Source organism: Pedobacter sp. AC163, assembly GCF_979258665.1.
Genome location: NZ_OZ409872.1, coordinates 4,824,276 through 4,848,069, shown reverse-complemented (window position 1 = coordinate 4,848,069; position 23,794 = coordinate 4,824,276). Strand labels below are relative to the sequence as shown.

The following is a 23,794-nucleotide window of genomic DNA, read 5'->3' as shown; positions in this document are numbered from 1 at the left end:
AATATAAGAAGAATAGGTTATAAAGATTTATAAATTTTTAACTGGGCAAAATAACCATTTCGTGTAATAATTTAAGGGGTTGATGTAAAAAAAACATATAAAAATAACAAATCACGTTCTAAGCCGTTCCAAATAAGTATCCCCTAATACAACAGCATTCATCCCATTTATCAACTTAAGATTGTAAAAGATGGAAAAGCTAATTAATTCCTACCATTACTTAATAAAAAAAATTTATCCTGCGAGAGTGAACGACGGGGCAGATTTGGAACTGTACAAAGAAGTAGAAAAAGCGCATTTTAGACTAGAACATGCTTCCAAAAAAGATGAATCTCTATTTTTGAACTATAGAAATGCATTTTTCTTTTTTAAGAGAAATATTAATAATGCAATAAAAGATGGTTTTGGCTTAATCAAAAATCAGTTAGACGATACCGATAAGAATCAACTGGAAGCAACTATTAAAAAGCTGGATGGCGCTTTATATGATATTAAAGAAATAGAGGAAATTGTGTCTTACAGCAACATGATATTTTCCTCATACGATTTGGACACTCCATTAAATGATGATCACTATGGAAAATTGACTCAAAGTGCTTAAACTATATATATTCATTGATTCGCTTTACCATCAAACTTCTCAGAGTATTCCTTCGCTTTAACGTCGGCGTCAGTATCATTACGATCTTCTGGTTCAAGATTTTTATCTAAACGATCGTTCCAATCATTCAAACCCTTAGAAGAATCTTTCTCAATTATTTCACTCGTATTTTTCTTTGATTTTTCTTGATTCTGATTTTCCATGTTTTCTGCGTTTAAAAGAAAACACAAAAGTTAACTTAAAGTTTGAATCGTGATCTCATTATTGGAAAGGTATTAATGATAAATAAAAATTATTTACTTGAACCTTCCTCCTTTGCACTTTTAAATTCTTTAACGCTTTTTCCAATTCCACGCATTAACTCTGGCAGTTTCTTGCCACCAAAAATTAATACTACAACTACACCTATTAAAATAATTTCTATTACAGACATATCACACAATTTTGTCTAATATACAGCAAAGAAATATCATTGTTTCTATTTTCAATTTAATTAAACAAGCAAAGCTTTCAAGGTTCTGGGCTTTATTTTAGGCAAATCTCCATGTCGAATATATTCTGCAAACCCACGAAGCTGCTTAATGGATTTAATTGCTTCGTAACCTTCATAGGTAGTTCTAATTTTATTTAGCAGTAGCGTATCGGTTTTAAACATATCACTCTCTCTTAAAACACCTTTAATTATGAAACTTCTTATTAACTCGGCCATTTTGCCGTTAGCATATAAGTGTAGCGGAAGCTTAAAAAACTCACTATTCAATTTTTCAAAAACTTCATTTATCCAATTTACCTGAGCATTATCATTCACAGCAATTTTACCTCCATTGATCACTATGGCACTAAGAAACTCACGAGCCCTTTGCCGTGATATGATCCCTCCGTGTACACCATCCCTTAAAGTGTAATCTAATCTATCCGCACAAAGAGATGGCAATGGTTGTTCTAAAATGTTAAACTTTCCGTAAAGAATTTGATTAACATCATAACCATAGTTCAACAGAACATCTGGAATTTCCGACTTATAAATTACCTCAGCAAAAACCTTTTCGTGGTAATCTTCATCCAGGTGCTCAAACACATAATCGCCAACGTGAGAAAAAGCGGTATGCGAAACGTCATGTAATAAACCAGTTATTTGCTCCAGTTCCGAACCTCCTAACTTTTTGATTAGCATGGTTACCCCTATTGCATGCTCCAGTCGTGAATGGCAAATGTCGGGATTTACCAAAAAAATAGCACCGCTTTGGTGAATTCCAGCTAAACGTTTTAAAGCTTCAGTATTTAACAGGTCAGAAAATACTTGTGGAAACTCCATTTTACCATATAAAAAGTCGTTTAGCTGGATCATATTAATAAAGATTAAATTGAGCTCAATATTACTAATATTTTTAGTTTTACAAAACTTTTTATTTCCACAATGATATTGTAATTACTAAATTTACTAGGCAAAAAACCAACTTTCAATTATTTTGAAAGCTATTATTACAATTGCGTGATTAACAATTACTCCCATCAGAAAACAAGGGTTGATATTTAACGTTATCATTGTAAAAAAGGAATAATATGGCCACCGCTCAACAAATAAGAACTGCATATATTGATTTTGTTTTAACCAACAATGAGAAACCAAAAACGGTATATAGTTTTGCTAAAAAATTAAAAATTACTGAGGCAGAATTTTATCAGTTCTATTCCTCATTTGAAAGCATTGAGAAGACCATCTGGTTTGATCTTACCTTTGAAACGATTAGTAAAATTAAAGATCAGGAAGTTTGGCACCAATATACATCCAGAGAGAAAATGTTATCCTTTTTCTACAGCTACCTGGAGAACTTAAAAAGCGAACGTAGCTTTGTAATTTATAGCCTTAAAAATTATCAGGGTAAATTTTCTACACCTAATGTTTTGGCAGGAGTGAAACCTATTTTTGAAAACTTTGCTCAAGAAATTATTGATGAAGGGCTCGATAGCGGTGAATTAGCGGAGCGCAAATTTTTAACTAAAAGATATAAAGATGCGCTCTGGGTTCAATTTGCATTTATAGTTAATTTTTGGATCAATGATGATAGCGATGGCTTTGAAAAAAGTGACGAAGCCATTGAAAAAGGCATTAATGTAACTTTCGATCTCTTTCAACATTCTCCTATAGATAATTTGATTGATTATGGAAAGTTTTTATCGCGTAACGGAAAGTTTAAAGAAAAGATGGGATTTTAGAATTGATGAAGGCACAAGACAGTATTCCGACAACAAAAGTAGAACGTTCAGCAAAATTTGTTAAAACAGGTTTTCAAATTGGAGGTAATTACATCAAACACTATTCGAAAAAATTGTTCAATCCTGATATGGATAAAGAGCAACTTAACGAAGATAATGCCACCGATATTTACAAATCGTTAAGTGAGCTAAAGGGCAGTGCATTGAAAATTGCTCAGATGCTGAGTATGGATAAGAATATCATGCCTAAATCTTACGTAGATAAGTTTACGCAATCACAATATAATGCTCCTCCCCTTTCCGGGCCACTCATTGTAAGAACTTTCACCAAAAACTTCGGCAAAACGCCTGATCAGATTTTCGACACCTTTAACCTTAACTCAAGCAATGCTGCTTCAATCGGCCAAGTGCATCAAGCCACTTTAAATGGCAAAAAACTCGCTGTAAAAATTCAATATCCTGGTGTTGGAGACAGTATCTCATCTGACTTAAAACTGGTTAAACCTTTTGCATTTCGGTTATTGGGCATGTCAGAAAGAGAACTTAACATCTATATTAAAGAAGTTGAGGAAAGGCTATTGGAAGAAACCGATTATGAATTGGAAGTTAAGAGATCTATTCAATTTTCAGAAGATTGCCAGAACTTGGATCATGTTGTTTTCCCAAAGTACTATCCCGAACTTTCCGGTAAGCGTATTATCACGATGGATTGGCTTGAGGGGTTGCATTTAAAAGAGTTTTTAAAAACTAATCCATCACAGGAGCTAAAAAATAAGATTGGGCAGGCTTTGTGGGATTTTTATAATTTCCAACAGCATGAGTTAAGAGCTGTACATGCCGACCCACACCCAGGAAATTTTATGATTACGCCAAATGAAGATTTAGGTGTAATTGATTTTGGCTGTATTAAAGAATTGCCAAATGATTTCTACTATCCATTTTTCTCATTAATTTCTACTGATGTAATCAACGATAAACAAAAAACCATTGATGCTTTTAGAAAGCTTGATATGATTCACAATGATGATACGGAAAATCAAGTCGAATTTTATTATAAAGCCTATAAAGAAATGATCAGCCTTTTTGCTAAGCCCTATATCAATAAGATATTTGACTTTAGCAAACCTGAATTTTTTGATCAACTATATGCTTATGGCGAAAAAATATCTAGAATGCCTGAATTTAAACAAGCTAGAGGCGTAAAGCATTTTATCTATGTAAACAGAACGAATTTTGGGCTTTATCAAATTCTGCATGAGCTGCAGGCTACGGTTAGCACGGATACTTACGAGCCAACGCTGAATAGGTAGTTACAGACTTTCCTACCAAATTTAGATTTTACTTTTGCTGCGTGATTGCTATTCCATCGAAATAATTTCCGTTTTGCAAACCTATGGTTAGCAATCTATCAAAGCCGCTCGTATTTCGATTTATGGTTATAACTATTGTATTGCCATTTATTCTTCCCACTTTGAAATCAGTATGATTGACAACGAAATTTTTATCTGTCTTTTTTACTGTCTATAAATCAACATCAACTTTGTTAAGCATGATGTTATTTAGCCACCAACTAGTTGATTCGGTATTAATGGTTATCGAATTTAAATTGGCGTTTAATGTCGCCGCTTTCTGAGATAATTTAATATTATCTTTCCATTTTCCTATTGGCTGATCTTTTTTACAAGAAATAAGGAGCAAAATCATCACGGAAATTAAGATTCGATAAGGAATATTTTTCATCAGAATTAGCATGAGAAATTCAAATAGCGGCTTAATGTTAAGCGTTTTTCTTTACTACGTCAACCATATGATCTATATCAAATGGCTTTTCAATGTAATCGTCAGCTTTACACTCTTCCGCAGTTTTTGGCAAATCGGCAGAAGTTGATGTGAGTACTGCAGAAACGTCCTCCGTCTCCGGATCAGATTTTAATGCCTTTATAATCTCAGATCCTTTAACTTTTCCCTTGATATGGTCATCGACTATCACTAAATCAGGATCAATTTCTTCTATATTCTCGATAGGTTCGGTGGTTAAAGATGGTGTAACATCAAAACCCTCCTCATCTAACACTTGGTCCATTATATCAAGAATATCTTTATTATCCTGAACAAGTACAACCTTTTTCTTCATAAACTAAATAGGAATATTAATCCATAAATATAGCAAAAAGAATAGTTGCAAGATATACTATTATTTTTTTTACGTGTCAACAACAGTGTACGCTTGAAGTTTCAAATTAACGTGGTTCAAAAACTTCTAGAAAGTTTCATGTTTTCGTCTTGAATTTATGCCCGTTCGTCGAGAATTACATGAGACTGGTATAATACAGACAGAACGCTTGCAACGTTTTCGATTTGGGAGCGTCTTATCTACAAAACAAAAACAAAATTACCTAAACAATTCAATAACAATTAATTAACATTTAATTATCAAATAAAAAACATTATGAAAACCTCAATCAAAACCCTAATCACATCTTCATTTGCAGCAATCGTTTTATCTACAACTCTATTTTCTTCCAGCATTTCGGCTACCGAAGTTGCACCAGTAAAAGTTTCGAGAGTTAGTGATTTTAAAAGAATTTCGGTTAAAGGAAATGTTGAAATTACTTTAATTCAAAGATCAAAAGCTGGAGTAACCTATGCAGATGATAATATTGGAAGTGCAAAAGTTTTTCAGGATGGAGATAACTTAAAGATCTCATCATCGGATAAGGAACTAACCAAAGTAATCGTTTATGTTAATGATATTTTTAGGATAGAAGCATCGGAAAATGCCATTGTTAAAACTGAGGGCAAATTGACTACCAAATTTTTACAAATTTTCTTGAATGGCAACGCACACGCAGATATCAACACCAGCACTGAAGGTTTATACACGGTAATTAAAGATAATGCCGATTTGAAATTAAGCGGTTCTACCGACAGCCACACACTGGTAATGGGCAAGAATCAAAAACTAACTATCGATAAATTTGCAGCTTTGAAAACGAACATGAGCTCGGTGGAAACAGTTGCTATCGAAAAGGAAATTGCTTCAATAAACTAAAAATTCACACACAAATAAAACGAAGGGCTTTCTGAGATGATCAGAAAGCCCTTTTTAATTTATCGCTAAAATACTGTTGAAGATCATCTAAAATCTATACATTTCTTTACAATCTTCAACACGATCACTTAATTAGGAGATCAAATATTTTATAATGCTAATTCTGGAGCATTTTAGCTATCTCTTTTTCAATCGATTTGAGTTCTCTTGGCTTTAGCTTCTTTGCAGCATCGCGTTTGTCATCTAAATACTTCACGCCTACACGCAGCGCTTTTAATCCTGAAACACCTTGTAATTCATCTAAATCGAGTAACTCAACATCGTTAGTTAAATAGCCTTGAACCTGCATGTATTTGATGTATTCAAGATATTCCTTAGCTTCTTCCTGGTTAAAATAAACCATCGAAATTTTATGTGGTTGCGTCAAACGTTCGCTGGTACCCTTAATCAAAACCTTATCTATTCGCTTTTTAACAACTTCATAGCGGATATTATAAGCGCCCTCTACATCGAAGCGTCGTTCGTCATTTCTGAAACTAATATCAATGGCGTTTGAATGGATAAATATCAATTGTGTTGTTTCTAAAGGCCGTGGCATTTCGCCAATTAGGCTTTTCGATAAACGGGCAATATCAACCATCGAAGTCAATTGCCATAATCGGATATTTTTTAAGTATAAAATATCGAATGGCTTCTCTGGAGCAATTTCCTGTCCGATATAAATATCATATTCTACCCCATCTGTTCTAAACTTGGCAAAATAGCAAGGATACGATGCCTGCAAATTAGCCTGCGATTTTTCTAAGTATTGACTTACTTCCGTATTGATTAACTGCATCGAAATTTCCAACTGCCGGCGATTTGCATAGGCAGCTCCGGTTTCGGGCACAATTACAGTAAAATACTCATTAACAATTTCTGCAGTTTCTGGGTGATTTGTTTTGATAATAGATAAGAATGGATAAACTTCCATCTCTAAAAATTCTCTTAAACGATTTTCTTCATTCGATGAAGCAAAACTTCCAATCTGTTTAATCCAATCTTTACAATTAAATAAAAGCTTGTCAATCAGATCAAGTTTAACTGTTTTTTTTATGGCTTTTAGTGCATCCATTAAATGATTTAATAGTACGTTTAAATCATCTTTAAGTGCCTTGTTGCGTTCTGTTGTCGAATTTCTAATATCAATTGCACCAAACAATGGGTACATATGCTTGAAAGTAACAGTTTCTATTTCTTTTACTTTACTATTGGTATTCTGACTTTGAAGAAAATGCCATACCGCTTCATTGAATTTCCATTGAACTGATGGTTGCAAGGCAGTAAACTTATCCATTAGTACCTCATCCATTTTCGCATCAAACTCTTCAATGCTATATTGAAAAAGCTGGCCAATTAACGGCATTGCCGGACGTAATCTTGAAAGCAATTTATCATCAACTAATACTTCATGGTTAGAATAAACTTCTAATACACCAGCAAGCTGGTTATTGTAGTATACCGGTAAAACAGAATAAGAACAAACTCCAGCTGCTTTTAATACCCTTAAAAATGGATCTTTCGAAATTTGATCATCATTAATGGCGCTTACAAATATCGCCTTTGGATTTTCCTTGTATTTATCAACTAATGAATAGAATACTTCCTCTTCGAGATTTGCCGCCTTTGCCGAATTGATCAGCATACTTTGAGAAAACTCTTTATTATCGAAAACCAGTTTGTTATTTACCGTTAGAAACGGCATCAGCCCAAATTCTAAATCCCCATTACCACTTAAACTTTTTAAAGCCTGGATAACGTGGGTATAAGCCTCGGTTTGATAGTTGTGATTTACCAGAGCATCACGAATACCATCAATTGAGTTTTGCAAAGTAACATCGGTAATGGAGATGATACTAAAACCTTCGAAGCAGAAGTTTTGCAATGGCAAATGAGTAATCAAATATTCCAGCTCATTATCTTCCTGAAAATAACGACCTAATTCCTCAAAATTAATTTTAGGCAGGTCGCCTTTGTGTTTGATATCTACAAATTTGGTATCAGTTTGAATATTATAATACTGTGTAAGCTTCGATTCTTCGTTAACATGTCCGTAAATAATTTCATTTTTAAGTACGTAAGTGAAGTTATAAAAACGGCTTAAAATGATATTATAAATAAACTTAAGCTGTTTCTTTTCAACCGGCTCACTATCTTTTGTAACTTTATTTTTAGGATCGTGATCTTTGAAAAATTTATAAAAGGCGTTAGTACTAAAGAAAATCTGATCGGGTATTGGTGTACTTAGCGCCCAGAACAAATCATCTTCATCACCCATTAACGGGGTAAGGATGGTAAAAATTAACTCTAATGTATCTTTGTATTTAGATAATTCTTCAGCGCTGATGCTTGTTAAAAGCACTTTATCTTTTTCAATTTTTTCGAGTAAAAATCTGTAAAATTCAGATTTAACTGATTTTTCTGTTTTTAATCTATCTTTTAAGTACTCCACGAGGGGGCGGAAAGACAGAGAAGATTCTACCTGGCAACCTATACATTCGTTTTTATGTATTTTTATTACGTTGGTATTCATTGTATAAGTTTTTCTATAGTGTAAATTTTATAGTTATCTAATTAATTATTAATCCGTTGCAAAGGTAAGCACTGGTTAAAGCAAAATCGTCTTTGAAACGTAATACTTGGGTTTAGTATCTATAAGGATGTTACACAAATTTAGTACCTAAAATTTAATGATAGGTATGGATACCAGCCATCAGACGAATGTCCCATCACAAATCTTACAACCGTGAGTGATGCCGGAGCGAAGTAAACGCCTCCACCAACGCCATGGTGCCATGTTGTTGAAATTTCATTGCGTTTCCAAACCCTACCCACATCATAAAAGCCAAGTAAGCCAACTTGTCCGGGTAAAACATAACTGACTAAATCACCAAGTCTTGCTCTTAACTCTAAGTTGTTATAAAAAATGTGCTCTCCAGCGAATCTGAACTGGCGATAACCTTGAAGGTTGCCTTGTCCTCCAAGATATAAAGCCTGGTAAAAAGCAGGTTGTCCTACCGTTACTCCTCCCCCGAATCGATCAGCCAAGATGAAATTTTTTCTTCCATCTAAGTTTTTGTACAACGATACACTGGCGGTAAGCTGACCAATAGAATTGGAATACTTGTTTACACCCTTATACGCAAGCAATTTGAAATCTACATAACTTCCTAAAGTTGGAAGCAAATCATTATCACGTGTATTGTTTACAAAATTTACAATCGCCCCAGCAAACATTTTTTCATTTCTAACCGTCAAACTGTCAGCTGAATGGAGCTGACCAGGATTTAAAATAAAACGCCCATCGTTGTCCTCTTTGTTAAATTTATAATATTGATAAGATGGACCAATAGAAAGAGTCGACTTCGGTCTTCTCCAACGAATGGCAGCATCAACCTGGTAAAGATTAAATCGAGCACGATAATACCTGATATCATCTCCATGTTCATCAAAACGGGTGTCATTACCTAAACCGAAAAAGTTTTGCGTATTGTTCGGAGCATAAGCATTGGCATTAACCAGCAAATCGCCTTTACCCAAAGCCTTTAGCCACTCCCCTTTGTAATTAAAACGGAATGCTTTGGTAGAAAATGAATGCAAAAACGAAACAGTCTGCGAGTTTCCCCAAGGTTGTTTCCTAAAGCCAGGGTTAGTTTGTTTGTAAACCAAGCCCAATAAAATTCCATCATCTCTGTTGTAACCTGCATTGAGATTGTACGATCTTCTAACGTACATATCTTTTGGGATGTAGCTAAAATTGGCCGTATCATTAGAAATTATTTTTTTGATTTTATCTTGAGATTCTCCTTGATAAATTGCTTTATCGGTTCTTCCGTACAACCTTACAGTGCTGTTGCTATTGGCGAAATCATAAAACTTATTTCCCTTACCCCCGATGATGCGAATTTTAATCTTAGAATTTTTATTATCCAAAAGCAAACTATCGTTACCATTGTGCATGTAAATCCTGAGCTCCTTTGTTACGTTAGGATCGAACTTGCGATCAAACAGCTCATCTTTGATATTTCCTTCTTTTGATATCTTATTAATTTTAACCCTTAAACCATCGTTCTCGGCATCGGTAACTTTAATAAGTTCGTGTTTATCGGTCATTTCAATATCGACAATGCGATTGAAGAAATGATAATAATCATTCATCATTTTTGGCAAGTTTGCTACACGCTCACGCAGTGTGGTTAAAAATGCATCGTGATGAAGGGAATAACTAGGTTCTGGCAGTTTCTTTAATGCTTTTTCAAAAACTTCATCATTATAGTTTGCGCAAAAATCTTTAACAATCTTATTAAATTCCTCCTCGTCAATATTGGCCGTCCAACGACTGCTAATTTCTCTTCCTTCCCATAAAAACCAATTGATATTTTGAATTGGCCGTTCGTAGCCTTGCATCATAGGCAATAATGAAGAGGATTGCGTAAAGCGTTGTAATTTTCCATCGCCACGAAAGAAAACCTGATCCCGATCGCGGGGAACCGGCGAATAGGTTGAGCCCTCTTTTGTTTTTGTTTCCTTCCAACGCCATTGGTCTTCATGCCTGTCCCAATCGCCAAGTAAAACATCCAATGCTCTTGCTTTCACCCACGCCGGACCATCTAATTTGTTATCATTATCTTCAGTTAATTTCTTATCCATTTTTGGTGAACTGTCTGATTCTCCAACAGGTTCACGCTCTTCGAACAAGCATAATGTATTGGCAAAAGCAGATTCAAACTCACCTAAACCATCATCGGGTGAAACCCAGCCTATTATCGGATTTGAATGTGGTATGTTTGCCGCTTTAGCCAATTCTGGCACTACCAATGCAGAAAATGGATGCTGTGCAGACATGTTATCCTTAATAATGTCTTTCGCAAAAGTATTTCTTAAGCCTTCCGGCAGCAATACTTCGGGAAATTTTTCTACACTGCGTAGAACATATTCTTTTCCGTTTTTATCTTCTAAACGTAAAGAGCGTGATTGATTACCACCTCCACGCTGAGTGGCTTTTAAGCCTCCCATCATTTTTGAAACATGAAGTACCGGAACTTTGGTTCGCTCAGCATATTCCTTTCTGTAATTTTCGCCAAAAACATAGCGATGAAAACGCCCAACACTATCGTATTCAGGTTTAATTTTCACAAAAATACTATCAGCGGTAATTGGTTTATCGCGGTTACGAACCTTTGAAGGAATGGTTTCGAACTTCTTAATATAGCTATATACTTTTTTCACACTGGTATCAGAATAAACATAATACTCGTAACGCATATCGTTATTCATCAACTGATCGGCAACAACATAACCTTGCTCCATCGCATGAAAAAGAGAGGTTTTACCTTGTTTATTTGGAGAGGTTTTTGAACCTGAACCACTCACAATCTGAAGTTGCTTTCCTTTGATTAACTGTAAACCATGTTCATGACCAGCTACATAAGTTACATTTGGATAATCGCCAAATACTCCGTTTACCGATCTGATCATATCTTTATACGCTGGATGATTTAGATCTTCAGGGCTTAAAAGCGTTGACCTTAAGAAAGGATAAACAGAACCTAACACCGGCATTGGGATATAAAGATTTTTGTTTAGAGAAGTTAAAGGGAAAAGGTGATTTCTTAGATTAAAGTAACCACCATGAGGGCCGTAACTTTGAAACGGATGGTGCGAAGCCAACAAAATTACTTTGTCTTTATTTTGCTCCAACAGTTCTTCCATTCTCACTAAAACCTCATCCTTTGTATTGCAATCGCACTCACTGGCCGCATTGGCTTTGTTGTAAGGAAACAGCCACCATTCGCTATCATAAGCAATAATGGTTAATTTATCTGTTAATTTAATAGCTACCGGATCAGGGCAACCATTATCAGGAATTAATTTTAAAAGCGGATCGCCCTGAGCCTTTAAAAAATCATCTTGTGCTTTAATTTTTGCCAAGCCTTTTGGTCCGGATTTATCCCAATCATGATTGCCGGGAATAAAATAAACCGTAGCACCCATTGAGCGCATAGGCTCATACTGAGAACGCAAAATTTTCTTGGTATCTTCCTCTTCCAAACTTCCTGGCAAACCCATACCCGTTGGATAAATGTTATCGCCTAAGTAAACTACTGTGGTTTTTTTAGGGATGATTTGTTTTGCAGCATTTTTTAAATCCTGCATTTGAGCGGTATTCATCTCGCCAGCATCGCCGAAAAGAATAACACGATATTTTACATCGCTTTGCGCAAAGGCAATAAGTTGGGTTAAAAATAAGATTGCTAAAAGGGTAAATCTTTTAATCATAGCCAGGCGTTTGTATAAAGATAGGATAATTTAAACTGCTTACTTTTTCAGCTTAAACATTAAAATATTTCCGGCAGATAAGTCACCACCTTCGTTTGAGATATAAAGATTGTTGTCCCGATCAAAAGCGATTCCTTCTGGCTGATTGAATGAAGTACCTTTTAATGGATAAGTTGCCTTCACTTTAAAGTCAGCATCGGTAATTACCAATAACTTGTTAACCGAAGAAAGAACATACCACTCGCCTGTTGAAGTATTTTTTGCCAAAGCCGAAGGACGAAATTTAAGTTTTGATTCACCTGCCAAATCAGCTATTTCTTTATATGGTAAGGAGAAAGTTCCGGCAGGGGTAAATTTCCCTCCCTCGAATTTAAAAGCGAAAATATCAGTTGCTTCTTTCTTTTCTTTTTTAACCTCTTTGGTTAAAACATATACCATCCCATTACTTTCATCGGCTGCTAAGCCTTCATATTCTGCTTTTGGAACCAAGTCTTTCGTTTTCTCCACGTTCGCTACTTCAGTCTTATTAATTTCTGAAATGGGAAAAGTATGCAGTTCGCCATTACTTTTTAAAACAATCACATAATCCTTTACGATCGCGACGTCTTCATAATCGCCTTTTCCGCCAAATTTGGTAAACTTTGATTCCTTATCACTCAAGCCCAGATAGAACAAATCTCCATCTTCATCCTGAATAGCAAAAACCTTACTTGGGTCGCCTTTGTGAAAAACAATACCAGAGATTTCGAAAAGATTTTGCGGCATATTGTATTTAACCGGGTTTTCTAAATCATAAGGCAGATTGGATTTTGCCTCGCTATTTTGAGAAGTTTCAGTCGTTTTCGAATTATCGTCGCGTTTTTCGTTTACACAAGAAACACCAATAAAAGCTATAGCCATTAATGCAATAGACATTGCTGTCTTAGATCCTATTTTATTCATGGGAAGAAAATTAATTTTTATTTTTTAAGTATTCATAAATAGCATGCTGTGATGAAACCTGGATCTGATCGTTTTTAATTGATACGTTATCCATGTTTTCATTTATAAAAACAGCTTGCACATTATCCTGTTTTTGAAGGTTGATAATATCTAATAATTCTTGCTTTATTTTTTGATCATAGATAGGAAAGCAAACCTCTATCCTACGGTAAATGTTCCGGTTCATCCAATCGGCCGAGCCCATATAAACCTCTTCTGAGCCAAGATTATGAAAAATAAAAACCCGACCATGTTCTAAATAACGGTCGACGATTCGGATTACCTTAATATTTTCACTCATGCCCGCTACGCCTGGGATCAGCCTGCAAATGCCACGAATAATCATTTCAATTTGCACACCCGCAACAGAGGCTTCATATAATTTGTTAATTAAAACCTTTTCTTCGAGGTTATTCATTTTTATGGTAATCGCGGCCGCTTTCCCTTCTTTTGCATATTGAATTTCACGCTCAATAAGTGAAATAAACGTTTGTTGCAAATTAAACTGTGCTACCAATAACTCATCAAATTCGATAAAATTATTTGCGCTTGGTTTAACACGTTTGGCCAGAAAAATAAAAAGCAGTTCTACTTCTCGTAACATCTCTTTATTTGCAGTCATCAAAATGTGATCTGTATAAAAACTGGCGGTAGTTTCATTGAAGTTACCAGTGGCAAATAAACCTACATACCGCATTCTACCCTCAACCTTGCGCTTAACCAAGGCAACTTTTGCATGTACTTTTAAAGCGGTAACACTGTAGATGATATCTACCCCAACCGCTTTCATTTTTTTTGCCCATTTAATATTGTTTGCTTCATCGAAACGGGCTTTAAGCTCTACTAAAACAGTTACTTTTTTCCCGTTTTTTGCAGCGCTGATTAAGGCATTTACAATTTTCGAGTCGCTTGCTACGCGATAGAGTGTAACATAAATCTCTTGTACAGTTTCGTCAATGGCTGCTTCATTAAAGAAACGTAAAACACTATCGTAACTCTGATAAGGGGTGTGTACAATGATATCGTTTTTATAAATAGCCTCGGTTAAAGAACCATCAATAAGATCGGTATCACATATTTTCGGCCAGGAATCATTGGAAAGCTTATCCGATTTTATAGGAAAAGACATCAGATCTTTCAGGTTGTGGTATTGACCTCCCTCTATATTGTTGGCTTTTTTTAGATTGAAGATTTTCTTCACTAAAACCAATACATTAATTGGAATTCCAGGCTGGTGGAGAAAACGGGTAGCTAAACCTAAATCGCGTTTTTGCAATTGCTTCTCTAATTGCTCCGACAAACTTCCGGAGTATTCATCCTTGAGGTCAATCTCCGCGTCTCTCGTTATTTTGAAACTAAAACACCCCGTAATTTCATCATTCGGAAAAATGCGATTTAAATGAAAACGGATAATATCATCCAAAAAAACAACAAAGGTTTCACTCGCCGATTCTACTTTGTAAAAACGAGGCAATTCATTTGAGGGAATATTTAAAATAACAGCTTTAGTATCTGAATCTTTTTTTAGTGTAATTAAGAAGTACAGCTCATTATTAACTGGAAAGAATTTGGTTTTCTCATTGATAAAAACTGGCTGCAAAAAAGCTAAAACCTGACTTAAAAAATATTGGGTGATTGATTTTTGAATTTCTGCTGGATAAATCTCTCCATAAACGAGATTTATTTTATTTGATTTAAGCGCTGGAATGATATTGCCTTTTAATATTTTCCCGAAGCGCTGTTGCTGATCAGAAATTAATTGATTGGCTCTTTTTAATAGATCTTCCTCGATATGAATATCGTTATCCTCTCTGCTGCTCAATTTTTCCAAAGCTAAAAGTACAGGCATGCGTACCCGATAAAATTCATCAAGATTAGATGAAAAAATTGATAAAAATTTAATTCTTTCCAGTAATGGAACCGATTCGCGTTCGGCTTCCATTAGCACACGTTCATTAAATTTCAGCCAGCTTAAATCGCGGTTAAAAAAAGAAGTTTCGATCATTGCAGCCATTAAAGTTTACCGTAAGCCGCATAAGCGATTACAAATGCAAAAACCGCAGCAATTAACCCCCACATAAAAATATTGTAGGCTAAACGAATCAGTTTATATTTCCTCCCCAATACTACACCTTGCGAATAAACATCTGTTATCAAGGTTCCATAAAGAAAATCTTTGTCGTTCATTACTTTGATCATCCCCTCGGTATAACTAGGCAAGCTCATTTTATAGAAATTACCAAAGAAAAGTAAATTAACCTTCTTATCATCCATATCTTGCTGCGTAAATTCTCCTTTAGGGATGGACGGCCTAGTTGATAAAATAGAAACGACCACACAGGTTAAACTAACAATAAGCAAAATAAATGTTGGAATAATTAAGTTTCCATGATCTTCTAACCTTCTCAGCAATAAACTCACAATTAAGGAAAGCATAATAGAATTTACGGTAATCAGGATGTGGGCTTTATTATCAGCCATATCACTTAAACGCTGATTATTGGTTGCTGTAATCCTAAACATGGTCTCAATACCTTTGTCTGGCCGATCATCTTTACCTTTCTTTTTAACCTTTGACAAATCTATTGCCGGCGCAAAATTTTTCGGCTCTTGCAATTCGGTATTAATGACCTCCTGAGGCGTTAACTTGCTTTTCAGCTTGCTAATATTGGCTTGCTTCTGGTCGTTAAGTAAAAGAATGGCATAATCAGTTTGATAGCGGTGAGATTCCATAAACTGAATATCTTTTTTTCGCCATTCCAACTTACTAATGTCTTTTTTATGGATGAGCTCGGCCTCCTTGTGCATGAGCTTTCCTTTCTTTCGAAAATCAGGTAATCCAAGGTGAAACAAATCTGCATCACAAACAATTTTATCGATTTGATTTTTAGGAGATTGAGGTATTTTTGTAGCCATAATAGCACTTTTTACCTGGTCTCTGATTTCGGTCTCCACATTTTGCTCAACCAAAAATTTATCTGCAAGCTCTGCCCCTTTAACTTCATGATTTAAAGCATCATCGTAATAACCCGTATCGTGGAAGTAGGCGGCAACAGTGACCGTAAAAAAATCCTGATCACTAAGCTGATAGTGGTTAGCGATTTGCTGAGCGGCCTTTACTACCTCTTCAGTATGCTCAAAATTATGATAAACCAATCGCGGATCGCTGTGGTTGCGAAAATAATCGCTTACGTACTTTTCTACGTTTTCCTGCAATTGTTTATAGCTCATGAATAGATTCTAATTGTACTAATTTATTTGTTCGGGAGAAATGCATTTTCTTTAAATACTTTAAGGCTAAAATTGTTTGCCAATATTAAATATAAAATTACGCTAAATTTTGCAAAAGTGATGCAGGAAGGTTCAGACTTGTATTAAGCTTTATATTTTACAATTCTATTATTGATTGTGAACGATTTAAAATATCTGAAATATCTACTGTTGGTTTCGCCTGCCCGAGCGGCTGGTTTTATACTGCTGTGTTTTTATATTCTCCCACATAATTAATTTATCTTCAATTTTAGAAAAGGCTCTAATTTCTCCATCTTGCGAAATCACAAAACCAAGCGCCGAAGGATGATTCCAACAGTAGGAAATCATAGATCTGTGTCTGGTTCCGTAATGTTTAGGATCATGCGGTACAAGCGATTTCGGAGTAGCTGTAGAAGTATTGGAAACAAAGATTTTTCGAGGCATTTTCTTCGATCTTAAAACCGCTCCAAAACCATTTGCAACCATGCTTTCATTAAATAATATCACTCCATCTACGCAACTTTGCGATGCTATAAAACTAATAGCGCCTTTAATTTCATCGGCTGTGCCTTTTTTATGGAAGAACAGCTCTGTTTCTTTTTGATAGGTATTTCGGGCAACCGATCTTCTTCCTTTTTTAAAATCACTATAAATTCTATTTTCAACTACATACTGGTCTATGGATGCTTTTGCATGTGCAATCAAGGCCTGTGCAAGCCGATCGTAGTGTATTTTGTATTTAACATCTAAATCAATTGTGTCCGGAGCGATTAAAATTGCGCCACCGTGCTGATAGTTTTGAATTTTCAACAACAGTCGTGAAAAGGTTTGAATCCATAAACCATCCAAAAACTCTTCCCACTCTGTGTATTGTTCCGTTGGATGAACCTGATCGATATATGTTCTTAATGCAACTTTCAAAAAGTCAGCATTTTTCTTAATCATTTTAGATATTGGTCCAATAGTTAGTACGTCCAGGTACCTTTTAACCAGAACATTTTGTTTAAGTGTAGCTAAAAGTTCGTAATCAAAAAACACATGTAGTGTACCAATGTCGCTCACAGCAACCTGAAATAATCCTGGTTGTTCAGAGTACATATCAGACTCGTAGTTGAGAAAATTTTGATAGTGCATGGCCTGATCAATCATTCCCCAAACATAAAGGCGCCCTTTATCGTCAAAATATACTGCCAAAGATGTGCTCGCAGGGTCGGCCGCTTTCGATAGTTTGGCCAATGATTTGGTCGTCATGGGGATTCGTCGATCGAAAGCAATGCAACTCCAGCGCTCTGGAACTAAGTTTGCTGGCGGAGCAGGATCGGGATTATCGGGATTGATTAACGTAACTGTAACTCGGGTCAAATCACTTTCCTCTTTACACATACTAGAGTAAAAGAGACAATCGAACAAATTTTCTAACACGGCCAATTCTGGAAGCAATTGTTTACTCCTGGTAAGACGAAGTTTGTGCTGAACTAATAAAGCAAGATCAATTGGGCGAGAATTTTCCAAAGTGAATGGTTTATCAAATAAACAAAATGAGACCTCTAAAGTTTGTTTACAAACATTAAAGTTGTGGGATAGCTAACAATCTTTCGAATATCATGATGATCCAATAAAATGAATTAAATAGTGATTTTTCATTTCAATAAATCAATTTTCCAAACTTATTTGAAAAGATCATGTTAAGTTATTAGGCCAATTCAGTTCGGTTGCGCTTAATACATTTAAAATTTTATGATGAAAATAAGTGATGAGGGGTTATTGATTCCCAACGATTATTACAGAACCCAATTTATAGATAGTTTTCGAGGCGGCATTGAAGGAGACAACACGATGACCTTTATTGTGAAAGATGATACCGATTTGGTTGTTTATGCCAATGCGGCAAAACTGGTTTGGGAATCTGTTGGAGATTACCCATCAAGCTTTAGAGGAATTGTTCGTACAAAACATGGAAATGCTTTTGCCACATTTGAATATGTTGGCGCTTTGAGTGAATCGGTTTCAGCCGCTGGGTAAATACATTATTTAAAATATATCTATTATGAAAACGAAATTATTAATAATTGGCTTAGCTATTTGTGCTTCGTTTGCAGCCTGTAATGGCAAACAAGCCGATCAGGAAAATGCTGATAAAATGAATCAATATACTGATTCAACATCTTTGGATACGACAACAAAAGATAGTACTAACGCAAACAACATGGCAGATTCTACAACAAATGCTCCCGCAGATGCTAACCATTAGGTAGATAATATAAGACCTGGTAAAACCTTGTGGAGGAAGAAGTGTTTGTTTTAAAAATATTCGATATTATGACTGAAGAAAAAAAACAACAAGCAATAAAATTGTTAAAGCAAGGGTTAGAAACGGTTGAAGAACGTGAATACACCGAAATTGCAGAAGTGCCAACCGAAGATAGCGATCGGTTTGAAGTGAAATATAGTTTTTTACATGATAATGTAGAAGGAATATTCACTGTAGTAGGCCGCAGTAATGAATTGCATGCATCAGATGAGGAAAAAGATTTAAAAATCACCTTACTGAGCGAATTTGCCGAGGACTCTTTACATTACGATTCGGCAACAGCGAAAGAGCAAGTTGATCACGATTTAATTAACGTTGAAGAATATCTGCACCGCCATATTAATGAGGGATAAATATTGAAACAGAGAGGATAAAATAGTTATCTATTTATCCTCTCTGTAATATTAATTTCCTAACTCCTTTTTAGCAAGCCTTTAACAAGGCTTTTCCATTGTGGATAAGAGAAGCCGATTCTCGCGGCTGTGCCTACTATAGCATTTCGAAAGTTATCTAATCCATTACCAGTTTCAAAATTTGGCGATTCGTTGCGAGCATGTTCCTCTGCATACACGAAGTTTTTGATTCGTTTAATTTGAAATGTAGAAGTGGCTCGCGACGTTAAAAAGTGAGCGATTTTTCCATCTGGCTCCAGTGGATGTGCTGATGGACGAACTCTAATAGTAAAAATGTCCTGATCGAAATCTACTTCAGAAAAAACTGCTTCTACATGCACCCAGTCGTAACCCTTTCCTAATCGCGTTCCTGGTCCGGGAATATCAATTCGGATGTAGTCGCCCTCCTCCACTTCACGATCGCAGGCACGGCCAGCATGATCAAAAAGTTTGAAAGATGATAATGGAATACTGGATAACGAACCCCAATTATTTACATCCGATAACCGATGCTTAACAACTTGATAAAATGCGGTAGCTTCTTGTTCACTGTCGAATTCAACATTTTCTACTGCATCTGTTTCAGCTCCACTTTGATGTACTGGAACATGATCTTTTCCGATAATTTCTCTTTCCATTGCGATAAATGTTATCAGTTTTTAACTATCCAATTAATAACACAATCATTTATTTAGAGGCTTTGTTTTATCAAATTAAGTTTTATACCGTCGATGCTAAGAAATTAATCCGCCCAATGAAACTTATATTTAAGCTAACCTAATTTAATTTTCCATTGCTGTTTCTGACTTCGATAATCCGGATCATTCTCTGCCCTTTTCCAAAACCCATAAAATATATCGGCAGCTTTTGCCTTCTCCTCCTCACCAGTGCCACGCTCCAGAGGCGAGTAACCGTTCTTCGCATCGTACTTTTTGCCGCCTTTATAATTTGCATATCTCCTTGCCCGGGTATAACCCATTTGCAGGTATTTCCTGGCGAGATCAGCACCAACAAATTCGTTATTCGATAAATAAGTTTCAAATAATTGATAGATTTTTTCAGCGCTTTCCTTTGCGATTTCCTGATTTTTAAATCTCCAAAGAGGACCGATTTCTGATTTATAAGGCTCGCAGATTAAAACGCCTTGTTCACCTTTTCCAACCTTATACTTTTCTGGATTTTCCCTATAATCAATATCTGGCTTCCAGGCATATTTAGAAACGTCAAAGTCGAGATAGGACGGCGTGGATAATTTTTCTTTTGCTGGATGATCTTTCACGTACATCTGGTTTTAGTATTCGCCGATATTGCTTTCTTCAATCATCGATTGAAGTGTGCTGATATTTTCATGTGCATTTCCCATTGTGTTGTTGAAGTAAATAAAAACTTTCTTTCCTTCCATCATCCAGTCTTTTATATAGCTAGCATATTCAGAAAGAAACGCCTCTTCATAACTCCCTTTATAATTTCCATCAGGTCCATGAAACCGCAAGTACACAAATGAAACATCATTAAACTCCATCGGACTAGCACTGAAGGACTTATCGTGAATAACAGAAGCGAAACTAAATTCGGTTAACAATTCGCTAATTTCTTCAACATAAAGAGATGGGTGCCGTAACTCTACCGCAATCTTCCATTTGTTACCGATATTGTAACTGTGTAAATTCTCCATCAAGCTTCGCAGCTGCGAGAAATCGCCAAGGCGAATACTCGGCGGTAGCTGAACCAACAGGCAACCTTTTTTATCCTCAACACGGTTGATTACGTTGAAAAATTGTGAGATTTCTGCAGGATCAAACGCCAGTTTTTTTTTATGGGTAATTCCCTTAAACAGTTTAAAAGTAAACTTAAAGCTTTCTCCAACTTCTTCCCGCCATTTGCTTACTGTTGATGGTTGCGGAATTTTATAAAAAGAACTGTTAATTTCTATGCTATTCATTAAACTGCTATAATAAACCAGCCTGGATTTGTCCTGAAATTCTACCGGATAGAAAGATTTATTTGGTACTGGCAAAAGCAAACCACTTGTTCCGAGATAATATTTTTCAGTGTTGATGTTGTTCATAAGCTACTATTCAACATCTATTTCGAGGTAATTGTTGTTACCATTAGCACTTTGCTAAACAATTGATTGCTAAAATTAAAACCTAATAAACTTTAATTGGTTATATCATCATGAATGGACTAAGCATACAACAACTTTTCGATCAATACTAAGATATTATATTGGAGGTTGAATTAGCGAAGAAAAATATTGATGAAACGCCATTGAAAGATCTTTCCGAAGAAGATTATATCTCTGCGGATGAAGCAGAAAAATATGTGACCAATTACGCAGAAAGGGAGCGTAAAATGGCGCACTTAGAAAGAGTAAGCCAGGAATGGTCGGAAATATCTGATGAACTTGCCGCCAAATTGTGCATTATTAATACCAAAGTTTTGGTAAATGATAAACGTGATGATACTAAAGCATTAATTTATTGTGTAGATGGAGCGGTTACAGTTGAGGAGATTGAGTAATCTCAAATTGAAATGCTGGTAATAACAAATTACAAAAAAGCCCTTCAGAATAAACTGAAGGGCGACTTTTTGTATGTGGGCCCACCTGGGCTCGAACCAGGGACCAAAAGATTATGAGTCTTCTACTCTAACCAGCTGAGCTATAGGCCCGAAAAACTTTCGTTTTTTTTGAGAGTGCAATGTTACAAATTTGCTTCGAATATTGGCAAATCTTTTTGAAAAAAATTATCGGCTAAATATTCAAAACATTGTATTTCAGCAATAAATTTTAAGCAAGTGGAAAATAATCAACGTGCTTCCAAGGTCCGCCAAGGTACTCCCACAGATCCAAACCTAAGGCACAGCAAGTGAATGGAACAAAATTTTCGGATAGTTTACGGTAAAGTTCTTTTGCCACTTCTGCCTTAACTTTATTTTGAACAGTAACATGAGGCCGATAACCTTGCCTGTCTTGTGCCGTTAAGTTATCCCAAAAATGTTGCGCAATTTTTGATCTAAGGGTCTTTAATTCTTCACTTTCAATTTTATAAGCTACCCCATTGCCTAAAAAACGCAGGGAGTTTACTTCCAAATCAAATTGTTTGACAACCAGGCTTTTCAAAAAATTCACAATGTCATCGTAATTAACCAAATGGTGGAAAAGCGTTAGGTGAGCATTAAGTAAATTTCTTTCTTTAGGAAAATAGGCTTTGCGTTGCTGATCAAAAAAATCTTGGCTTTTTTGATCTATTCTGAGTGTAAGGATGTAAACTGGCATTAAAAAAGCATCATCGATAACAAGTAATTTATATACTGCTAACAGCTGGTGCCTCAAGATGTTTTTCAGTTAGCTAAAGAATAAAGAGAATTCTATTAATTGTTTTTATCATAAAACTTGAAAAAGTCGTTCAATCTGAAAATTTTTGTGAGGTAAGAATAATCTTGATTAACGCGATTATAATTTTCAAAATCCGGCTCTTCATCGTCGATATTACCTTTGCCCATTGTTCTGTCAGGAATAAATAAATCGGTGGTCACTTCAGGTTTGCCTAAAAGCGAATAAATTTCCCGGTCTTCTATTGCATAAGCTTTAAACTGACTTCTTAAATCTTTTTTGGTGTAGATGATATTATAAATTACATACTTTGACTTTGTTGGATTTATTACACCGTATTCTGTCGGATCTAAATATAAATCTGCTGCAACTATGTTATAATCTTTACAGTCAATTTTATGATGACCCATTTCTAAATCGACTTTTAAAAACGTATTTGCTGGAACTTCATACTGCTGATCGTCGATGTTAACTACTAAAGCTTTGTTTGTAGGATTATCAATTAAAGTAGAACCGTTGATTTTTGCTTTCCAAACCAACTCGTAATAGCCGTAGCCAACAAAAGCCAGAACCACGAATAAGAGAACTAAAATTCCGCCGGTGGTTAGTTTTTTGGATGGTGCTGCTGTATGCTCTGCCATATCATTTAATTTTATAATGAATAAGTTTAAAATTTCTGTCGTTAAAAATAACAACCTCCTACATTAAAAATCTCATCCAATTATTATTCGCGGATTTTCAGGACAAATTTGTCAACATTGAGCAGCTATAGCTAGTCTATAATTTCCATTCACTCCTTTTTCTAATCCTGTTTTAATACTAGTATAACATTTAAGTTATCAAACCCTCAAGCTTTATGAAATTGACTTTTGCATGAAGCTTAACATCCGATACAAACATTTTCGCCCCTATCTTTGTATATAAGCGATGATGATGAAGCACCTGAGAAATAATTTTACCAAAAGCACCTTTGGCTTTTTGCTGCTGAGCATGCTGATGTTAAAATTCTTTTCTTATTCTATTTCTACATTCGCATCATCGAATAGTTCATATTCAACCGAAAAAGGCACAGAAGATAATCAAGATAAAGATGAGGAGTCTTTTGAGAAAGCAAAAAAGAAACTTCAGCTTTACGAATCTTCAGCAACTCATAAGGAAAATTTGCATTACATTAACCGGATGTTACTTCCCGCTCAAATGCAAAAAACGAAGCTGCATATTTTTCCGCCCCGAAATGTTCCAACACCGCCTCCCGACTTTTTGATATAATCTATTTGATTTATTTCAAAGAGAATCGATGGACGTGATTAGGTCTCCTGTTACATCCTGCTAT

Annotated in this window: 25 protein-coding genes and 1 tRNA gene; 9 read left to right on the top strand and 17 right to left on the bottom strand. The window is 35.5% G+C overall.

Annotation, left to right across the window (positions count from 1 at the left end):
• The first annotated feature begins 190 nt into the window (after positions 1–190).
• Positions 191–601, top strand: coding sequence for a hypothetical protein (locus ACZZZK_RS20945; RefSeq protein ID WP_463485826.1), 411 nt, complete (start codon positions 191–193; stop codon positions 599–601).
• 11 nt (positions 602–612) lie between these two features.
• On the opposite strand, the gene ACZZZK_RS20940 is transcribed toward ACZZZK_RS20945, so the two are convergent.
• The 3 genes from ACZZZK_RS20940 to ACZZZK_RS20930 form a co-directional block, all read right to left on the bottom strand.
• A complete protein-coding gene (locus tag ACZZZK_RS20940) occupies positions 613–804 on the bottom strand; it encodes a hypothetical protein (protein WP_463485825.1) in 192 nt (63 codons plus the stop codon).
• A gap of 89 nt (positions 805–893) precedes the next feature.
• A complete protein-coding gene (gene tatA, locus ACZZZK_RS20935) occupies positions 894–1,034 on the bottom strand; it encodes a twin-arginine translocase TatA/TatE family subunit (protein WP_463485824.1) in 141 nt (46 codons plus the stop codon).
• A 60-nt stretch (positions 1,035–1,094) separates the two neighbouring features.
• On the bottom strand, positions 1,095–1,949 hold the full coding sequence (locus tag ACZZZK_RS20930; protein WP_463485823.1) for an HD domain-containing protein: 855 nt from the start codon (positions 1,947–1,949) through the stop codon (positions 1,095–1,097).
• Positions 1,950–2,164: 215 nt separating this feature from the next.
• Here ACZZZK_RS20930 and ACZZZK_RS20925 point away from each other — a divergent pair, with 215 nt between their 5' ends.
• Positions 2,165–2,818, top strand: coding sequence for a TetR/AcrR family transcriptional regulator (locus tag ACZZZK_RS20925; protein WP_463485822.1), 654 nt, complete (start codon positions 2,165–2,167; stop codon positions 2,816–2,818).
• A 5-nt stretch (positions 2,819–2,823) separates the two neighbouring features.
• Complete coding sequence (locus tag ACZZZK_RS20920) at positions 2,824–4,128, top strand: ABC1 kinase family protein (protein ID WP_463485821.1); 1,305 nt, start codon at positions 2,824–2,826, stop codon at positions 4,126–4,128.
• Positions 4,129–4,339: 211 nt separating this feature from the next.
• Here ACZZZK_RS20920 and ACZZZK_RS20915 read toward each other — a convergent pair whose 3' ends face one another.
• Complete coding sequence (locus ACZZZK_RS20915) at positions 4,340–4,558, bottom strand: hypothetical protein (protein ID WP_463485820.1); 219 nt, start codon at positions 4,556–4,558, stop codon at positions 4,340–4,342.
• 37 nt (positions 4,559–4,595) lie between these two features.
• Positions 4,596–4,952, bottom strand: a complete 357-nt coding sequence (locus ACZZZK_RS20910; protein WP_056850336.1) for a response regulator — start codon at positions 4,950–4,952, stop codon at positions 4,596–4,598.
• A gap of 315 nt (positions 4,953–5,267) precedes the next feature.
• Here ACZZZK_RS20910 and ACZZZK_RS20905 point away from each other — a divergent pair, with 315 nt between their 5' ends.
• A complete protein-coding gene (locus ACZZZK_RS20905; RefSeq protein ID WP_463485819.1) occupies positions 5,268–5,870 on the top strand; it encodes a GIN domain-containing protein in 603 nt (200 codons plus the stop codon).
• 157 nt (positions 5,871–6,027) lie between these two features.
• On the opposite strand, the gene ACZZZK_RS20900 is transcribed toward ACZZZK_RS20905, so the two are convergent.
• The 6 genes from ACZZZK_RS20900 to ACZZZK_RS20875 all read right to left on the bottom strand — a co-directional run bounded on the left by ACZZZK_RS20900 (position 6,028) and on the right by ACZZZK_RS20875 (position 17,933).
• Positions 6,028–8,442, bottom strand: a complete 2,415-nt coding sequence (locus tag ACZZZK_RS20900) for a GAF domain-containing protein (RefSeq protein ID WP_463485818.1) — start codon at positions 8,440–8,442, stop codon at positions 6,028–6,030.
• 140 nt (positions 8,443–8,582) lie between these two features.
• The gene (locus ACZZZK_RS20895) at positions 8,583–12,188 is read right to left on the bottom strand and encodes a BamA/TamA family outer membrane protein (protein WP_463485817.1); all 3,606 of its coding nucleotides are present in this window, start codon (positions 12,186–12,188) and stop codon (positions 8,583–8,585) included.
• Positions 12,189–12,227: 39 nt separating this feature from the next.
• Positions 12,228–13,130 (bottom strand): SdiA-regulated domain-containing protein, encoded by a 903-nt coding sequence (locus ACZZZK_RS20890; protein WP_463485816.1) that lies wholly within the window; start codon positions 13,128–13,130, stop codon positions 12,228–12,230.
• Between the two features lie 10 nt (positions 13,131–13,140).
• A complete protein-coding gene (ppk1, locus tag ACZZZK_RS20885) occupies positions 13,141–15,183 on the bottom strand; it encodes a polyphosphate kinase 1 (protein ID WP_463485815.1) in 2,043 nt (680 codons plus the stop codon).
• On the bottom strand, positions 15,183–16,400 hold the full coding sequence (locus ACZZZK_RS20880) for a Pycsar system effector family protein (RefSeq protein ID WP_463485814.1): 1,218 nt from the start codon (positions 16,398–16,400) through the stop codon (positions 15,183–15,185). Before ACZZZK_RS20880 ends, ppk1 begins: the two co-directional genes overlap by 1 nt.
• Positions 16,401–16,604: 204 nt before the next feature.
• The gene (locus tag ACZZZK_RS20875) at positions 16,605–17,933 is read right to left on the bottom strand and encodes a putative sensor domain DACNV-containing protein (RefSeq protein ID WP_463485813.1); all 1,329 of its coding nucleotides are present in this window, start codon (positions 17,931–17,933) and stop codon (positions 16,605–16,607) included.
• 225 nt (positions 17,934–18,158) lie between these two features.
• Here ACZZZK_RS20875 and ACZZZK_RS20870 point away from each other — a divergent pair, with 225 nt between their 5' ends.
• The 3 genes from ACZZZK_RS20870 to ACZZZK_RS20860 all read left to right on the top strand — a co-directional run bounded on the left by ACZZZK_RS20870 (position 18,159) and on the right by ACZZZK_RS20860 (position 19,085).
• A complete protein-coding gene (locus ACZZZK_RS20870) occupies positions 18,159–18,443 on the top strand; it encodes a hypothetical protein (protein ID WP_265800207.1) in 285 nt (94 codons plus the stop codon).
• 25 nt (positions 18,444–18,468) lie between these two features.
• Positions 18,469–18,672, top strand: coding sequence for a hypothetical protein (locus ACZZZK_RS20865; protein WP_463485812.1), 204 nt, complete (start codon positions 18,469–18,471; stop codon positions 18,670–18,672).
• Positions 18,673–18,740: 68 nt separating this feature from the next.
• Positions 18,741–19,085, top strand: coding sequence for a hypothetical protein (locus ACZZZK_RS20860; RefSeq protein WP_463485811.1), 345 nt, complete (start codon positions 18,741–18,743; stop codon positions 19,083–19,085).
• Positions 19,086–19,144: 59 nt separating this feature from the next.
• Here ACZZZK_RS20860 and ACZZZK_RS20855 read toward each other — a convergent pair whose 3' ends face one another.
• From ACZZZK_RS20855 to ACZZZK_RS20845, 3 genes are all read right to left on the bottom strand, one after another.
• Positions 19,145–19,762, bottom strand: a complete 618-nt coding sequence (locus tag ACZZZK_RS20855; protein ID WP_463485810.1) for a hypothetical protein — start codon at positions 19,760–19,762, stop codon at positions 19,145–19,147.
• 134 nt (positions 19,763–19,896) lie between these two features.
• Positions 19,897–20,403 carry a DUF4385 domain-containing protein gene (locus ACZZZK_RS20850; RefSeq protein WP_463485809.1) on the bottom strand — a complete coding sequence of 169 codons (507 nt, stop codon included), beginning with the start codon at positions 20,401–20,403 and terminating at the stop codon, positions 19,897–19,899.
• 12 nt (positions 20,404–20,415) lie between these two features.
• A complete protein-coding gene (locus ACZZZK_RS20845) occupies positions 20,416–21,192 on the bottom strand; it encodes a DUF72 domain-containing protein (protein WP_463485808.1) in 777 nt (258 codons plus the stop codon).
• Between the two features lie 161 nt (positions 21,193–21,353).
• Between ACZZZK_RS20845 and ACZZZK_RS20840 the strand changes: the two genes are divergently transcribed.
• A complete protein-coding gene (locus tag ACZZZK_RS20840; protein ID WP_463485807.1) occupies positions 21,354–21,647 on the top strand; it encodes a hypothetical protein in 294 nt (97 codons plus the stop codon).
• A gap of 76 nt (positions 21,648–21,723) precedes the next feature.
• On the opposite strand, the gene ACZZZK_RS20835 is transcribed toward ACZZZK_RS20840, so the two are convergent.
• The 3 genes from ACZZZK_RS20835 to ACZZZK_RS20825 form a co-directional block, all read right to left on the bottom strand.
• Positions 21,724–21,797 (bottom strand) — tRNA-Ile (locus ACZZZK_RS20835).
• Positions 21,798–21,915: 118 nt separating this feature from the next.
• The gene (locus ACZZZK_RS20830; RefSeq protein WP_463485806.1) at positions 21,916–22,461 is read right to left on the bottom strand and encodes a 2'-5' RNA ligase family protein; all 546 of its coding nucleotides are present in this window, start codon (positions 22,459–22,461) and stop codon (positions 21,916–21,918) included.
• A gap of 38 nt (positions 22,462–22,499) precedes the next feature.
• The gene (locus tag ACZZZK_RS20825) at positions 22,500–23,102 is read right to left on the bottom strand and encodes a hypothetical protein (RefSeq protein WP_463485805.1); all 603 of its coding nucleotides are present in this window, start codon (positions 23,100–23,102) and stop codon (positions 22,500–22,502) included.
• Between the two features lie 286 nt (positions 23,103–23,388).
• Here ACZZZK_RS20825 and ACZZZK_RS20820 point away from each other — a divergent pair, with 286 nt between their 5' ends.
• On the top strand, positions 23,389–23,730 hold the full coding sequence (locus ACZZZK_RS20820; protein ID WP_463485804.1) for a hypothetical protein: 342 nt from the start codon (positions 23,389–23,391) through the stop codon (positions 23,728–23,730).
• Positions 23,731–23,794: the final 64 nt, after the last annotated feature.